The sequence below is a fragment of the Panacagrimonas sp. genome (genome assembly GCF_965216805.1).
Taxonomy (GTDB): domain Bacteria; phylum Pseudomonadota; class Gammaproteobacteria; order Nevskiales; family Nevskiaceae; genus Panacagrimonas.
In genome coordinates, this window is the sequence record NZ_CBDCGN010000002.1 from 2,798,722 (window position 1) to 2,813,152 (window position 14,431).

The 14,431-nt window shown below is 65.9% G+C and carries 14 protein-coding genes; 6 read left to right on the forward strand and 8 right to left on the reverse strand.

Features of this window, described 5'->3' with window-relative positions; translation table 11 throughout:
* Positions 1-3 precede the first annotated feature (3 nt).
* From trbF to ACOOHP_RS13265, 4 genes are read left to right on the forward strand one after another with little or no spacing between them, the layout of a single operon-like run.
* Positions 4-708: a conjugal transfer protein TrbF gene (trbF, locus tag ACOOHP_RS13250; protein WP_420466893.1), complete on the forward strand. Its 705-nt coding sequence runs from the start codon at positions 4-6 to the stop codon at positions 706-708.
* The gene (gene trbG, locus ACOOHP_RS13255; RefSeq protein WP_420466894.1) at positions 705-1,703 is read left to right on the forward strand and encodes a P-type conjugative transfer protein TrbG; all 999 of its coding nucleotides are present in this window, start codon (positions 705-707) and stop codon (positions 1,701-1,703) included. Before trbF ends, trbG begins: the two co-directional genes overlap by 4 nt.
* Positions 1,700-2,986 carry a TrbI/VirB10 family protein gene (locus ACOOHP_RS13260; RefSeq protein ID WP_420466895.1) on the forward strand — a complete coding sequence of 429 codons (1,287 nt, stop codon included), beginning with the start codon at positions 1,700-1,702 and terminating at the stop codon, positions 2,984-2,986. Before trbG ends, ACOOHP_RS13260 begins: the two co-directional genes overlap by 4 nt.
* Complete coding sequence (locus ACOOHP_RS13265) at positions 2,983-3,225, forward strand: DUF2274 domain-containing protein (protein ID WP_420466896.1); 243 nt, start codon at positions 2,983-2,985, stop codon at positions 3,223-3,225. The genes ACOOHP_RS13260 and ACOOHP_RS13265 overlap by 4 nt, the downstream gene beginning before the upstream one ends.
* On the opposite strand, the gene ACOOHP_RS13270 is transcribed toward ACOOHP_RS13265, so the two are convergent.
* The 4 genes from ACOOHP_RS13270 to ACOOHP_RS13285 form a co-directional block, all read right to left on the reverse strand.
* Positions 3,191-3,964: a hypothetical protein gene (locus tag ACOOHP_RS13270; RefSeq protein ID WP_420466897.1), complete on the reverse strand. Its 774-nt coding sequence runs from the start codon at positions 3,962-3,964 to the stop codon at positions 3,191-3,193. The genes ACOOHP_RS13265 and ACOOHP_RS13270 overlap by 35 nt on opposite strands.
* Positions 3,965-4,645: 681 nt before the next feature.
* Positions 4,646-5,428: a ferritin-like domain-containing protein gene (locus tag ACOOHP_RS13275; RefSeq protein WP_420466898.1), complete on the reverse strand. Its 783-nt coding sequence runs from the start codon at positions 5,426-5,428 to the stop codon at positions 4,646-4,648.
* Complete coding sequence (locus tag ACOOHP_RS13280) at positions 5,425-6,636, reverse strand: O-succinylhomoserine sulfhydrylase (protein WP_420466899.1); 1,212 nt, start codon at positions 6,634-6,636, stop codon at positions 5,425-5,427. The genes ACOOHP_RS13275 and ACOOHP_RS13280 overlap by 4 nt, the downstream gene beginning before the upstream one ends.
* 479 nt (positions 6,637-7,115) lie before the next feature.
* Positions 7,116-8,000: a fatty acid desaturase family protein gene (locus tag ACOOHP_RS13285; protein ID WP_420466900.1), complete on the reverse strand. Its 885-nt coding sequence runs from the start codon at positions 7,998-8,000 to the stop codon at positions 7,116-7,118.
* A 128-nt stretch (positions 8,001-8,128) separates the two neighbouring features.
* Between ACOOHP_RS13285 and ACOOHP_RS13290 the strand changes: the two genes are divergently transcribed.
* Both ACOOHP_RS13290 and ACOOHP_RS13295 read left to right on the forward strand, forming a co-directional pair.
* Entirely contained in the window at positions 8,129-9,145 is a 1,017-nt protein-coding gene (locus ACOOHP_RS13290; protein WP_420466901.1) for an AraC family transcriptional regulator, read from the forward strand.
* 69 nt (positions 9,146-9,214) lie between these two features.
* On the forward strand, positions 9,215-9,580 hold the full coding sequence (locus tag ACOOHP_RS13295; protein WP_420466902.1) for a cytochrome P450: 366 nt from the start codon (positions 9,215-9,217) through the stop codon (positions 9,578-9,580).
* 233 nt (positions 9,581-9,813) lie between these two features.
* On the opposite strand, the gene ACOOHP_RS13300 is transcribed toward ACOOHP_RS13295, so the two are convergent.
* The 4 genes from ACOOHP_RS13300 to ACOOHP_RS13315 form a co-directional block, all read right to left on the reverse strand.
* Positions 9,814-11,397 carry a bifunctional 3-(3-hydroxy-phenyl)propionate/3-hydroxycinnamic acid hydroxylase gene (locus ACOOHP_RS13300; RefSeq protein WP_420466903.1) on the reverse strand — a complete coding sequence of 528 codons (1,584 nt, stop codon included), beginning with the start codon at positions 11,395-11,397 and terminating at the stop codon, positions 9,814-9,816.
* A 4-nt stretch (positions 11,398-11,401) separates the two neighbouring features.
* Positions 11,402-12,229, reverse strand: coding sequence for an SDR family NAD(P)-dependent oxidoreductase (locus tag ACOOHP_RS13305; RefSeq protein WP_420466904.1), 828 nt, complete (start codon positions 12,227-12,229; stop codon positions 11,402-11,404).
* Positions 12,229-13,182 (reverse strand): fumarylacetoacetate hydrolase family protein, encoded by a 954-nt coding sequence (locus ACOOHP_RS13310; RefSeq protein ID WP_420466990.1) that lies wholly within the window; start codon positions 13,180-13,182, stop codon positions 12,229-12,231. The genes ACOOHP_RS13305 and ACOOHP_RS13310 overlap by 1 nt, the downstream gene beginning before the upstream one ends.
* A gap of 170 nt (positions 13,183-13,352) precedes the next feature.
* Positions 13,353-14,426 (reverse strand): VOC family protein, encoded by a 1,074-nt coding sequence (locus ACOOHP_RS13315; RefSeq protein WP_420466905.1) that lies wholly within the window; start codon positions 14,424-14,426, stop codon positions 13,353-13,355.
* Between the last annotated feature and the right edge of the window lie 5 nt (positions 14,427-14,431).

Genomic DNA, 14,431 nt, shown 5'->3' on the forward strand with positions numbered 1-14,431 from the left:
GCCATGCGATTCAAGCGACCACAGGTGCGCTATTCCGACACGCCCCAGCCAGCCACGCCGTACCAGGCGGCCGCGCAAGCCTGGGACGAACGCATCGGCTCGGCCCGCGTGCAGGCGAAGAACTGGCGGCTGATGGCCTTCGGCTGTCTGTCGCTGGCCTTGCTGATGGCTGCGGGCCTCGTCTGGCGTTCCGGGCAGTCTCTGGTGACGCCCTACGTGGTGGAGGTGGATGTTGCGGGCGAAGTGCGTGCCGTGGGCGAAGCTGCAACGCCCTACCGGCCGACCGATGCGCAGATCGCCTATCACCTGGCGCGCTTCATCACGCTGGTGCGCTCGCTGTCGATCGACCCCATCGTCGTGCGCCAGAACTGGCTCGACGCCTACGACTACAGCACCGACCGCGGCGCGGCGACGCTCAACGAGTACGCACGCGCGAACGATCCGTTCGCGCGCATCGGCCAGAACTCCATCGCCGTGGAAGTGACGAGCGTGGTGCGTGCCAGCGACAGCAGCTTCCAACTGCGCTGGATCGAGCGCCACTACGTGAACGGTTCGCTGTCAGCGACGGAGCGCTGGACCGCCGTGCTGTCCGTCGTGCTGCAAGCACCCCGCAACGAGGAGCGCTTGCGGCGCAACCCGCTGGGCATCTACGTCAACGGTCTCTCATGGAGCCGTGAACTCGACGCGACTCAAGGAGCAAAACCATGAAAGCAGTTTTCCGCATTTACGGATTAGCGGTGATCCTGATCGGCGTTTGCGGATGCGCGTCGCACGGTACGCCGCCGCCCGCGATCACGCTGAACGAGCCGGGGCCTGCCGAACCGATCCCGGAAGTGCCAAAGCCCATCAAAGTGATCGAAATCCCCAAGCCCTTGCCGCTGCCGTGCCAGCTCAAGTCTCTGGCGCCGGTACCGCGTCAAATGCCGGAACCCGCCGATCCTGGGCATAGGGTCGCGTCCGCGAACGAAGCCGCGCGCATGGAGCCGACGCGCGATGGGTACGTCAACGCCATCCAGGTGTGGCCGTACTCGGACGGCGCCCTCTATCAGGTCTACACCAGCCCTGGTCACGTCACCGTGATTGCCTTGCAGGCGGGCGAAGAGTTGCTGACGGTCTCAGCCGGCGACACCCTGCGATGGATCGTCGGTGATACCAGCAGCGGTAGCGGTGCGGATCGAAGGGCCAGCGTTCTGGTGAAGCCGGCCCGGACCGATCTGAATACCAATCTGGTCATCACGACGAACAAACGCACCTACCTGCTCGAACTGCGTTCGACGGAACAGACGTGGATGGCTTCGGTGTCCTGGACCTATCCGCAGGACCAACTGCTTTCACTGCGGAAAACGGCATCCGTGACACAGGCGCTCGCCCCAGCACCGTCGGAATCCGGACTGGTGCTGGAAGACTTGCGCTTCCGCTACGCGATCCGCGGCGACGATCCACCGTGGAAGCCGCTGCGCGCCTTCGACGACGGCCAGCGCGTCTACATCCAGTTTCCGCGGCAAATCGCCCAGGGCGAACTGCCGCCGCTATTCGTGATCGGCCAGCAAGGCGATGCCCAGCTCGTGAACTATCGCTATCGCGCGCCGTACTACGTCGTCGATCGCCTGTTCGGTGCAGCGGAACTGCGGCTTGGCGGCAAGGGGGCTTCGGTGGTGCGCATCGAGCGTGTCGATAGCCCTTCGCGGTGGCAGGGATCATGAACGCGGCCGCCGCCCCCAAGGCGAACCCGGAGACGCTGACGCTCCGCGCTTCGCCTCGCCCGGTGACGCGTCTCAATCGGCGCATGCTCGCCGTGATCGCCGGCGCACTGGCGACGGCTGTTCTGGGCGCGACGCTGTGGTCGCTGCAAGCCCCGAAGCGCTCGCGTGCAACGTCGGCGAGCGAGCTTTACAACGTCGATCGCGTGACGCGATCGGAAAACCTTACGCGATTGCCGGCGGACTATTCGCAGTTGCCCGTGCCGCCGGAACGTGAAGAAGTGGAGGATTGGCCGCCGATTCTCGGAGAACCGCTGCCCGGCGATCTTGGCGGGCCGATCGTCCGCGCACAGCGCTCAGGCGGAATGGATTCCTATGGCTACGCCGATCCGGCGGAGACCGAGCGTTTGAACGCGGAGCGTGATGCAGAGGCGGCCGCGAAGTCATCGGTGTTCTTCCGCAGCGGACAGCAGGCTGTCGCGAGAGCGGATGCCGCGCCGGCGGAAGCGATGCCGGCATCGCAGGGTTTCGGTAATGCTGCCTTCGAGCCGGCAGGGCCGGCGCTGGTCGCCGCGCAGCCCGCCGACCCGATAGCAATACAGAACCGCCAGGATCAGAAGCAGGGTTTCATGGAGCGCGCAGGTGACACGACGACGCGCAACCCTGCCAGCGTTCAGCTCCCGACTTCTCCGTACCAGGTCATGGCGGGCACCATCATTCCGGCGGCGCTCGTGACCGGCATCAATTCCGACCTTCCGGGCCAGATCATCGCCAACGTCACCGAGGCCGTGTACGACACGGCGACCGGGCAGCACCTGCTGATCCCGCAGGGCTCGCGCTTGATCGGCCGGTACGACAGCCAGATCGCGTTCGGCCAGCGTCGCGTGCTGCTGGTGTGGACCCGGCTGATCCTGCCGGACACGTCCTCGATTTCGCTGGACCGCCTTCCCGGCGTCGATCCAGCCGGATACGCCGGCCTGGAGGATGGCGTCGATTGGCACTGGGATCGCATCCTCGCCGGCGCGGCACTGTCCACGCTGCTCGGTGTCGGCGCGGAACTCGCAGCGCCCGAACGCGACGGCAGCGACGGCCGCGTCATCGTCGCCACGCGAGAAAGTGCGCAGGAGACGATCAACGAGATCGGCCAGGAGATCACGCGACGCAATCTGAGCGTGCAGCCGACGCTGACCGTCCGCCCCGGTTTCCCGATGCGCGTGATGGTCAACAAAGATCTTGTTCTGCGGCCGTACCAGCCGCTGTTCTTTCAGAGGGGATCGTCGCCATGATCACGAACAAGCTGCGGCTCGGGCCGCTGCCCAAGACCGAGAGCGTCAAGCTGACGTTCGCGTGCCCGGTCAGCCTGAAGGCCGACCTCGACCGCTATGCCGCGCTGCACGCGCAGACCTATGGCGAGGCGGTCGATACGGCGACGCTGATCCCGCACATGCTGGAGGCGTTCATGGCGCGGGATCGGGGGTTCAGGCGAGTCGTCAGGGCGCCGCGTGCTCCCACATTGGGGCAGTAACAGCTTCGGCATCCGTCACCGCGAGCCATGAAACAGCGGGTGGTGGCGAGACGCCGGCATGACGGTCAATCTCGAAACCATGCAGGGCATTGAAGCCCAGCTTTGTGGCCGAGGCGACGATGAGTTCGATCCATCCACGTGTCCAATTGTGTCCGGCAATGGTTTGCTGGACGTCGTGCGGCACCCCCTTGAACTGCTTGGCGTAGCGGTCGAGATGCAGCGAGAACCTTGGATCATCGGAGGCGAATCGCAATACCTCGCCTGTCCGCCAGGCAGACACCCACGCTTGAGGGGTGCGTGCATAGATGCACATCCTGGCGATCTCGTTTTCGATCACCACTCGGCGGAGTTGCTCGGTATCCGTTGACGGCTGGGTGGCATCGAGGATTCGGGTCTTATCCGTAAGCCGGACTGAGCAGACGTAGGGGCCGACTTTCCGGGCCGCGTCGAGATCTTTCGTGAAAAAGATTCCGGTGTGAGGAACACGCAGTTCCTCGCCTGGTACGGGCGGTGGAGGAACCTGCCATGTTGAGAACCTGGGGCCGGTCGTTCCGTGAAACCATCTTTCAGTCTGAATCAAGGCTGCTCCCATCAAAAAAGCCGCTTCTGTCTGAACAGAAGCGGCCTTGGTATTGGTGCCCGAGGCCGGAATCGAACCGGCACAGCCGTGAGGCCGAGGGATTTTCTTACCACTTCGGCTTTCGCCGCCAGCGCTGGCGCTGTTCGTGGTCTGGAGCACGCCTTCACCATGGCTTTACAGCCTTAGGTGCCCGCCGTCTGCTCTCTACACCTTCCCAGCCGTGTGGCCTGGGCTTGGCTCGGCGTTGGCTCAGATGTCGCGACATCCAGGGCTTTCGCCGAATTTGACGGGCGTCACCTCAAGGGTTTCCCCAGGAGGGCCCAAATTGTTTAAGTCCCTTGTGTCTACCGATTTCACCACTCGGGCGTGGTGCTGCGCCTTGGAGTCTATTCCTTCTTAAAATCTGCTGACTCCTAGCTGGCCCCTGCTCACCAAAGCGAAATTCAGAAGCAAGTCTAAATAACTTGCAACTGATTGTCTCACTTGGATTTCCACTTCAGGGAAAAGAGGGAGCGGGACTTGACAAAACAGATTTTAAGTCCCCGGCGTCTACCGATTTCGCCATTCGGGCCATGCGTCGGCGCAGCAATCAGAAAGGGCATTGTTGCAGATCGGGGTGAGATCGGAATCGCCGCGAAGTGAGCGCCTTCACCGTGCGATCCGCAGCGGAATCCGCAACGCGCTGCCGGGGGCAGGCCCATGATTCGGAACGGCGTCATCGCGTCTGCAAGCGGCGACGGATTGTAGCCCAATCCTCCCGCGGTTCCCGCGCTCCGGCCCGGGATCACCCAGCACAGGCGTGTCTTTCCCCGATCGGGCGGGCGCCGGGTTGCCGATCGATCAGATTTCGGCGGCAGCCGAAATCATCTGCAATTCCGCGATCTCGAAGCCGGCACGCGCACGCGCCTCCAGATTGAACGGTGGGTGCAGTCGCATGCGGTGCTCGCGCAGCAGGCGGGTAAACGTGGACGCGGGTGGCAAGCCGCGTTGCGCGCATAAATGACGAAACCAGCGCGTGCCGATGCGCACGTGTCCCACCTCCTCGGCCAGGATGACCTTGAGTACCTCAGCGCTGTCCGCGTCGCCGGCCTCGCGCAGGCGCTGCATCATCGGTGGCGTCACATCCAGACCACGTGCCTCCAGCACCCGCGGCACCAGGGCCATTCGCACGAGCGCGTCGTGGGCGGTCTTTTCGGCCGCCTCCCACAGGCCGTTGTGGGCGCAGAAATCGCCGTAGGCATGGCCCAGGTCGGCCAGACGCCGGGTCAGCATGGCGAAGTGCCGCGCCTCGTCCTGCGCCACGCTCAGCCAGTCGGCGTAGTAATCGTCCGGCAGGCGGCGAAATCGCCACGCGGCGTCCAGCGCCAGGTTGATGGCGTTGAACTCGATATGCGCCACCGCGTGCATCAGTGCCGCGCGCCCGGCCACCGAGCCGAGGGCGCGGCGTGGCACCTTGGCCGGATGCACCAGCTCCGGCCGCGCCGGTCGGCCGGGAATCCGTTCCGGGTCGGTCGGCGTTGCAGGCGCTGCCGACCGCACCTCGCCCGGCGTCAGCGCCGCGACCCGCGCACACTTGTCGGCCGGGTCGGTGGCGCACAGGGCGGCGAGCAGCGCCCGGCTCACGGTTGCGGCAGACCTCGCAGCAGGTCGGCCTGGAGATCTTCCAGGTCCTCCAGGCCGACCGCGACACGCACCAGTCCGTCCCTGATCCCCGCGGCCGCGCGCGCCTCGGCCGAGATGCGCCCGTGGGTGGTGGTGGCCGGATGGGTGATGGTGGTGCGGGTGTCGCCCAGGTTGGCGGTGATGGAGATCAGCCGCGTCGAGTCGATCAGCCTCCACGCCGCCTCGCGCCCACCCTCGACCTCGAACGACACAATCGCGCCGTAACCGCTGCTCTGCGCCCGCGCCAGTTCGTGCTGCGGGTGACTGGCCAGGCCCGGATAGAACACACGGTCGATGCCGACCTGCTCATTGAGCCAGGACGCCAGCCGCCGCGCGTTGTCCTCGTGCGCCTTCATGCGCACCGCCAGGGTCTCCATGCCCTTGAGAAACACCCAGGCATTGAACGGACTCAGGCAGGGGCCGGCGGTGCGCATGAAACCGAACACGTCCTTGCCCACCTTGTCGGCGTCACCCACCACCGCACCGCCCAGGCAGCGTCCCTGGCCGTCGAGGAACTTGGTGGCCGAATGGATCACGTAGTCGGCGCCCAGCGCCAACGGCTTCTGGAACACCGGGGTGAGAAAACAGTTGTCCACCGCCAGGGTGGCGCCGTGCGCGTGGGCGATGTCCGCCAGCGCGCGCACGTCGGCGATCTCGGTCAGCGGGTTGGACGGCGTCTCCACGAACAGCATCTTCGTGTTCGGGCGCAGCGCCTGCTTCCAGGCACCGACATCGGCCAGCGGCGCGTAGGAGACCTCGATGCCGAACTTGACGAAGTAGTTGTTGAACAGATTGATGGTGGCGCCGAACAGCCCGGCCGACGCCAGCAAGTGATCGCCGGCCTTCATTGTCGCCAGCACCAGCGACAGGATCGCCGCCATGCCGCTGGCGGTGGCCACGCAGGCGTCGCCGCCTTCCATGCGCGCCAGGCGCTGCTCGAAGGCGCGCACGGTGGGATTGGTGAAGCGGCCGTAGACGTTGCCGGCCTGCTCGCCGGCAAACACGGCGGCGGCCTCGGCGGCGTTGCGGAACACGAAGCTGGAGGTCGGATAGATCGACGGCGAGTGCTCCATCTCCGGTCCGCGCAGTTCGGCGGCGCGGATACCGAGCGTGGCAGGGCCCCACAGGGCGGTCGGATCTTCTTCTGGTGTGTCTGGCGTGTCGGTCATGTCAGTCTCCCGTCACGCGGGCATGAAAAAGCCCGCGTCGAATGGCGGGCCGATTGCTCATCGGTTCCGCTTAGCTGGTTGAAGCCCGCAAGCGGAGGAAATCGGCGCGACGTGGAGTTTAAGGACCCTGCCAAGGATGGGTCAACGAATCGGGCGACAGACGACTGCCGGCGCTCAGTCGGTTTCGCCGACGCAACTGCGCCGAAACCGCAGCGGCGTCATCCTGATGATGTGACCAAACGCATCGGCTGGAGCTTTTGGGCAAGTGGCGCACCCAGTGATCAGTGCGCAGCTCTCTGAGGCACCAGGGGAGGGCCGGCACGTGCCAAGAGCCCTCGCCAACTGAGGCTTTGCGAAAACCCATCGGCCACACGTTGGCGCCCGGCCAACGGCTTTGTGTCAGAGGCGGACTTCCCACCTGGCATCGAACAGACCAGCGGGATAGGGCGCTGCTCCCCACACGCTCTGGCCACCCGCTGTCACGCACGCACCGGCTTGCGATCAAAGATGCCGATTGCCGGCGTGCCATGCGCGCGCAAGACCGGTTCGATCTGGCGGTACAGCGCGTGGTAACGATAGAACGGCACGCGGGGAAACGCGTGGTGGATCGAGTGCAGGTTCTGACCGAGCCAGAACCACTCCAGAGGTTTCATCCAGACCGGCATGATCAGGCTGTTGGTATTGCGATAGCGCGCCGAATCTTCGTACGGCAGATGCGGGCGGTAGGCGAACCAGTAGACGGTGAAGAAGGCGCCGGCCAGATAGCCCGCGAGCAGCAGGATGAGGGTCGACGTGGTCGGGATCAGCGCGAAGAAAGCCACTCGCCAACCGATCGCCAGCGTCACTTCGGCGAAGTAGATCGCACGCTCGCGCCGCGGCGCCGTCGCCCAGTAGTCGCGGAACAGGAAGGTGTTCTGCATCCAGAGGAACTTGACCCCGCAGACGATGAAGGCCAGGAAGCCGTGACGGCTGCCGACGATGAGGTAGTCAGGGTCCTTGTCCGGCTGGTTGGTATAGCGATGGTGGGTGAAGTGCTCCACCGTGTGCGTGGAGTAGGGAATCATGATCAGTGGCGCGACCAAATAGCCGCAGAGATCGTTGAGCCATTTCAGCCGTTCGCGCCCGCCGTGGATGTTGCCGTGGGCGGCCTCGTGCAGCGGCGTGTACGACATGTAGGTCAGCACGGCGTAGATCGCAGTCGCCGCCCACAGCGGCACAAGACCGGCCGCGAACAGCCAGAAGTTCGCGACAAAGGCACCGATCACGACCGCCACCAGGAGGACCGTCGGCCACGCTACTGCGCCCGTATACTCTTTCGAGACGGCGATGGCCTGCTTGTTCAGCGCGATCAGATCCTGCTCCATGGGTCACTCCGGGTTCGGCTTGTCGAGTCTCGAATCTACGCACAAGCAGCGACACGCGACAGCGCATTCCAGGCCTGTTGCAGGGCATATCTGGCCAGGCAGGGAGCGGAGAACCACTGATAGAAGCCATGTCAGCTCAGACCAGCGTTCTGCATCCTGTCGCCATTGCTCAGGTGATGGTCAACTTCGCCGCGCGTCAGGGCGTCGATGCCGAGACTTGCCTGCTGGGTACTGACATGACTGCGGCACAACTGCGCGACGCAGAGGCACTGATCACGCGCGAGCAGGAGATGCGTCTGATCGAGAACCTGATCCTGGCGCTGCCGCAGGTGCCGGCGCTGGGCTTCGAGCTGGGCCTGCAATACAACGTGGCCACGTTCGGCATCTGGGGATTTGCGCTGCGCACCAGTCGCACGCTGCGCGAGGCGCTCGAGCGATGCCTGCGCTACCTGCCGCTGAGCACCGCCTACTGTCGCTTCTGGTCGGAAACCGACGAACGCGAGTTCGCCCTTTGCGCCGACCCCGGTGCCATTCCGCAGCACCTGCGCCAGTTCCTGCTGGAGCGCGATACCGGCACAGCGGTCAATCTCGTCAAGGAACTCAGCCTGTCCGGTATCAGTTTGCGAGGCCTGGAGTACGCAGGGCCTGCGCCGGCGCACGCTGCGCGCATCGAGGCCTTGTGCGGCATTGCGCCGCGCTACGGCGGCGCTCGCAACGCCATCGTGCTGCGGCGGGAGGATGCCGAGATCCCGTTGCCGATGTACGACGCCAACCTGGCCCGCCTGTTGGAGGATCAGTGCCGCGCCCAGCTCAAGCGGCGCCAGGTCAGCGGCGTCACCGGCCAGGTCCGCCAACTCGTCCTGGGGCCGCTGGGTCTGGTCGCGTCCATCGAAAATGTTGCGCAGCACCTCGCCGTGGCGCCGCGCAGCCTGCGGCGCAAGCTTGAAGCCGAAGGCACCAGCTTCCGCGACATCGTTGAAGACGAGCGCCAGCAACTGGCCGCGCAACTGCTGCAGGGCACCCAGATGAAGCTCGACGAGATTGCGCTACAGCTCGGCTACGGCGACACCGCCAGTTTCACGCGTGCGTTCCGGCGGTGGTTTGGGCAGGCACCGGGGGAGTACCGCAAGTTGTCTGGAAAGTGAGCGTTGCACCGGGCCGATCGAAATCAATCTCGATGTGCGGTTGAACACTGACATTGGCCAGAGGCGGAGGTGGCGACCCGCGACACCGATCTGGGCGGCCGCCACATCAAGGCCGGCCACCGCGTGGTGCTGTGGGTGGGCTCGGCCAATCGCGACGAGGACGTGTTCGAGCAACCCGAGGTGTTCGATGTCACCCGCCACCCCAACCGCCACCTGTCGTTCGGCGCCGGGCCGCATTTCTGCCTGGGCGGGCCGCTGGGCAAGATCGAGCTCCACTGCGCGGTCGAGGAACTGCTGCGCCGCTACGACGGCATCGAGATCATCGGCAAGGTCGAACGCGTGCATTCGAGCTTCGTCACCGGCCTGAAACACATGCCGGTGCGGCTGCGCAAGCGCGGCAGCACGGCCGCGCCGCGGGCGGCGGCGGTCGCCTGATTTCCCTGCCCGAGAACGGGCGATTGACAGGGGTTGCTGCGATCAACACGGACATCGCGTGCTGAACCGTGCCAGCACTTCCGGCGACTCGCTGTTGTGAGCCACGCCGCGTGGGCAAACCCGGTTAAATGCGAATAGTTGGCGGCTTCCGCTTCGGCAGCCGGGATGTTGCCGATGGGTTCCAGCAGTCGGCAGGCCAAGCTTGGTGGAGGATCGGTTCTGCCTGGGTGGGTTCAGGCCGTGGGCGCGCCTAGCAACCTCAGAGTGCCGGTGATCAGGGACCCAGCCTCGTCAAGCGGGCCGTCGGTGACCACGGTGCGGTCAGGGCGCAGCACCGCGCACCAACCGTAGGGAGCAGCGCCGGGCACCAGCGCGCCACTGAGGTCTTCGAAGGCGCGCTCGCCGCGATACAGGGCTTCGCCGCGCTGGCAGAACTGCACGATGCGACCGCCGCGCCGTACCCAGTCCGCGCGCATCTGCGCCGACAGATGCGTAGCCGGATCCAGGCCGAAGCCGACCAGCGTGAGTGCGGCACCGAGCGCATCGTCGCTGAGCAGGTGACGACCCTGGCCGTCACGCACGAGCGCCTGAGGCAGAGTGCCGCCCCGGACCAGCCGCGACCGTCCTTTCGCGAACAGCCCGGCCGAGTACTCGTTCTTCGGCTTGACACCCAGTTCGTCGAAGTACGTGCGCAGCCCCGGAACGCGGCGCAGCAACATCATCGTGCCGTGAACGAGGATCGCCATAAGCCGGCTGCTCGGCATGACCAGGCTTCCCATGAACCGGGCCAGCGCGATCATCTTGGTCGCGTGCGGGCGACGCTCCTGGTCGTAGCTGTCGAGAATCGCGGGCGCGGCGCGATCCTTCACCACCCACGCGATTTTCCACGCGAGATTGGCCGCGTCGCGCAGCCCCGCGACCAGGCCCTGTCCCACGAAGGGCGGAGTGATATGCGCCGCATCTCCAACGAGAAACACATGGCCCCGGCTGTAGCGCTCGCAGGAGCGCGCGTGAAAGCGGTACACCGCCTTGCGCTCGATCTTCAGCTCACCGGCCTTGGCCCAGGGCGCGAGCAGGCGCGCGATGGTTTCGTCCTGTTCCATCTCCTCGCGCGTCTCGCCGGGCTGCAGCATGAATTCCCAACGGATGCGTCCGCCCGGCGCGACCATGTGCGGCGTCGGACGCTTCGGATCGCAGATGAACTCCACGTGGTCGAAGTTGCCGGGCACGTCCTGCGCATCGACGATCAGCCAGTCTTCCGCGTAGGTCTTGCCCTCGAAGTCCTGGCCGATGGCCTTGCGCACCTTGGAGCCCGCGCCGTCCGCACCGACCAGGTAGCGCGTGCGCACCGTCACCTCGCGTGCGTCCGCCAGCCTGAGCCTTACGTGGATGCCATCGCTGTCCTCGACGAAATCCAGCATCTCGGTGCTGCTCAGCGTTGAGATACCCGCATGGCTTTCGGCCTGCTTGCGCAGCGCACGTTCCAGGTCCGGCTGGTAGAACGTGACCAGCTTGGGATGGCCGTCGACGCTGCCGCTGGTGTTGACTCGCGCGAACTCGCCGACGTGGGGGCAGTGCATGCGCACGTGCGGGATCGCGACCTTCTCGAAGGCGTCCTCCGCGAGCCCGACCATCTGCAGGATACGCAAGGCCTCGTTGTCGAGCGCGATGGCGCGCGGCGCCAGCAGGATGTCCGGCGCCTTGTCGATCACCAGGGTCCGCACGCCGTAGCGGCCGAGCAGCGCCGTCACCGCGGCGCCGACCGGGCCGTAGCCGACGACGAGCACATCGACCGATTCGGGAATGGAGGGGTTCATCGGATCAATCCGCCGAGTTCAGACCGAAGCGCCGCATCAGCAGGCGGTCCTTCACCGAAATCGGCAGGCGCGCGAGCAACGGCAGGCCGGTGCTACCCGCGCCGAGCCGGATCACGGGCTCCGGCTTGTCAGCCAGCACGGCGCGCACGAAATCCTTCGCGAACACGGTCGTCGGCGTCGCGTGTTCCTGCGAGGCGCCGGCGCGCTTGGCAATGCCGTCGGCGAAGCGTGCGTATAGCTGCCACTGGTGTTGCCCGGTCTGTGCCTTGGCACCGGCACCGAAGTTGGACTGCACCCCGCCCGGCTGCACCATCAGCACCTCGATGCCGAAGGGCTTGAGTTCCATGCGCAGTGCATCGCTCAGGCTGTGCAGCGCGGCTTTGCTGGCGCAGTAGGGCCCGGCGAAGGGCGTGGTGAGCAGGCCGGAGACGCTGCCCAGGTTCACGATGCGGCCGCTGCCGCGCTTGACCATGGCGGGCACCACGGCCTGCACCATCGCAATGGGCGCGGTGAGATTGGTTTCCCACTGCAGACGAAGCTCGTCCAGCGACAGCTCGGCGGTTGGGCCCATCACCGGAATGCCGGCGTTGTTGACCAGCACGTCCACCGCGCCGTGCTGAGCCTCGACGGCCGCGACGCCGTTGCGGATGGATTCGGCGGAGGTGACGTCGAGTGCCAGCGTGTGGACGCCCTGCGCGGACAGGGCCGCGAGCGACTGCGGCTTGCGCGCGGTCGCCACCGCGATGCAGCCGCGAGCATGAAAGGCCTCTGCCAGCGCGTAGCCAATGCCGCTGGAGCAGCCAGTGATGAGAACAACGGGAGACTTCTTCATCAGGCCTCCGCGACGATGCGGTTGCGCTGCACGCCGAGGTCCACGCTGCCATCCGCGCTGCTAATGCTGGCCTCGACCACGTCACCGTTTCGGAGGTACTGCGTGCGCTTGGCCTGCACCTTGAAGAAGATCTCCCACTTCTTTTTCTCCGGCAGCAGCGCGCCGAGCTTCTGCTTGGCCGGCGACGGGACGGACAGCGCGCAGCCTGCGGGCGTGCCGGTGGCGAGCAGATCACCGGCCTCGAAGTCCTGCACGCTCGAGAGCTCGGTCAAGGTCTCGGCCGGTCCATAGACGAGGTTCGCGGTCGTGTCGTTCTGGCGCACGTCGCCGTTGACGGTGAGCTTCAGTTGCAGCGCCTTGAGCGCGGCGATGCTCGACGCGTCCAGCAAGGTCAGCCAGGGCCCGACCGGCCCGAAGGTGCGAAAGGACTTGCCCTTGTAGAACTGCATCTGCGGAATCTGCACGTCGCGCGCGGAGTAGTCGTTCACGATCACCGCGCCGGCAACGTACTCGTGCAGATTGGCGTCGGTGATCGTGGTCGCGCCGTGGATGGACTTGCGCAGCACAAGGCCCAGTTCGATCTCGTAGTCGAGGAACTTCACGACGTGCGGCTTGATCACGTCGGTGTCGGCGGGCGCGATGCAGCTCTGCGCCTTGGTGAAGATCATGTTGTAGCTCTTCACATCCGGGTCCATGCCGGACTCGATCATGTGCTGGCGGTAGTTCGCGCCTTGGCAGACGAACTGCTGGTTCTGCGTCACCGGCGAGAGCAGCTTGACGGCGGCCAGTTCCAGCGTCGCGCCACTAAGCTTGCTCAGCTCGGGCAGCGAAGAGCCGCGGATGAAGTCGCCGGTGGTGGCTAAATCACCCGGAACCGGGGTGATCTGGCTACCGCGGATCACGCCCCACTGGGCGCGGCCTTGGTGTTCGTAGCGGACGATGTTGAGGGACATGGCGGGAACTCGTTCGGTGGGAATGGGGGTCGGTACGGGATTCGGGACTTCTTCGTACGGCGGCGTTGCATCGCAGGCGGTGATCGCAAATCCGCTGCCTGCGACCACCGCCGTTGCGGCACCGGCCTGGATCAGGCGACGTCGCGTGAAATCGGTGTGCGAGGCGCTCATCAGCCGAAGAGCTTGGCGAGCGTGATCAGCTTGCTCACGCTGAGATCCGGACTACGCCGCAGGTTGCGGATCAGCGCGACGATCGCCGACGGCGTGAGCTTGGGCTTGGTGAAGCTGGCCGGCATGGGCTGACCCCACTGCGCCATCGCGTCGCGACTGACCGGGTGCACACCGGTCGGGCGATCCGCGGTGAACAGATCGCCATCGCAGTAGTGCTCGTGCTTGGCGCCCCAGGGATCGTTCCAGTAATCGAAGATCTGGCTGCCGAAAATGTGGCGGCCGATGCCCCAGGCGTGCTTCCAGCCTTTCTCGCGCAGCACGCGCTGGCCCATGCCGACGGCATCGGCGTCCACCACCTCGAAGGCACTGTGGCTGTACGTCGGCATGAAGCCCTGCGCCATCGCGAGCGTGTGATGGTCGGCCGGTGTGTCGCCGAGATCTAGGCGGAAGAACGTCACCGCAGGCGAGCCGTCCGGCAGCACCTGCACATCGCTTGGGATCAATCCGAGATGCTGCGTGTACCAGGCGCTGGTGGCCTGGTAGTCCGCCACTTCGATCACGCAGTGGCCGAGACGGATCACTTCCGGCGGTTCCGGTGCCGGCCGCTGCGTGCCGTTGATGCGTACCGAAGCGCCGACCGAATTGAAGCGCAGCGGGCCGCGATGCGGCAGTTCGTCGACCGAGGTCTGGCCGTGGATGACTTCCACTGTGAATCCGGAAGGATCGGTGAGAACAACGCGCTCGCCGCCGCCGGGATGCGTGACGCGCTCGATGGCGCCTGCGCCTGGAAGTGCGGCGAGCTGTTCAAGGTCGGCGCGGCTGGCGACGGTGAACCCCATGCCGACGAAGCGCGCCTTCGCGGCGCGATGCACGCGATGGCAGTACGGCGCGCAGCCGGCGCCGCGCAAGTACAGCGTCTCATCCCTGCGCTGCGCGACGGCCAGGCCGAAGTCGGCGAGGAAGTGCTCGGCGCGGTTCAGGTCCGGGCGCTCGAACACGAGGTAGGCGAGCGAGGTCGCCTTCACCGTCGGGTTCGGGTGACGCGCCGGCTGGGCGGTGAGGAGTTCGGTCATGGTCG

Excerpts from the sequence above, each read along its gene's own strand:
- trbF (WP_420466893.1), top strand. The coding sequence starts at position 4 with ATGCGATTCAAGCGACCACAGGTGCGCTATTCCGACACGCCCCAGCCA.
- trbG (WP_420466894.1), top strand. The coding sequence starts at position 705 with ATGAAAGCAGTTTTCCGCATTTACGGATTAGCGGTGATCCTGATCGGC.
- ACOOHP_RS13260 (WP_420466895.1), top strand. The coding sequence starts at position 1,700 with ATGAACGCGGCCGCCGCCCCCAAGGCGAACCCGGAGACGCTGACGCTC.
- ACOOHP_RS13265 (WP_420466896.1), top strand. The coding sequence starts at position 2,983 with ATGATCACGAACAAGCTGCGGCTCGGGCCGCTGCCCAAGACCGAGAGC.
- ACOOHP_RS13280 (WP_420466899.1), bottom strand. The coding sequence starts at position 6,636 with ATGACCGACACGCCAGACACACCAGAAGAAGATCCGACCGCCCTGTGG.
- ACOOHP_RS13285 (WP_420466900.1), bottom strand. The coding sequence starts at position 8,000 with ATGGAGCAGGATCTGATCGCGCTGAACAAGCAGGCCATCGCCGTCTCG.
- ACOOHP_RS13290 (WP_420466901.1), top strand. The coding sequence starts at position 8,129 with ATGTCAGCTCAGACCAGCGTTCTGCATCCTGTCGCCATTGCTCAGGTG.
- ACOOHP_RS13300 (WP_420466903.1), bottom strand. The coding sequence starts at position 11,397 with ATGAACCCCTCCATTCCCGAATCGGTCGATGTGCTCGTCGTCGGCTAC.
- ACOOHP_RS13305 (WP_420466904.1), bottom strand. The coding sequence starts at position 12,229 with ATGAAGAAGTCTCCCGTTGTTCTCATCACTGGCTGCTCCAGCGGCATT.
- ACOOHP_RS13310 (WP_420466990.1), bottom strand. The coding sequence starts at position 13,182 with ATGTCCCTCAACATCGTCCGCTACGAACACCAAGGCCGCGCCCAGTGG.
- ACOOHP_RS13315 (WP_420466905.1), bottom strand. The coding sequence starts at position 14,426 with ATGACCGAACTCCTCACCGCCCAGCCGGCGCGTCACCCGAACCCGACG.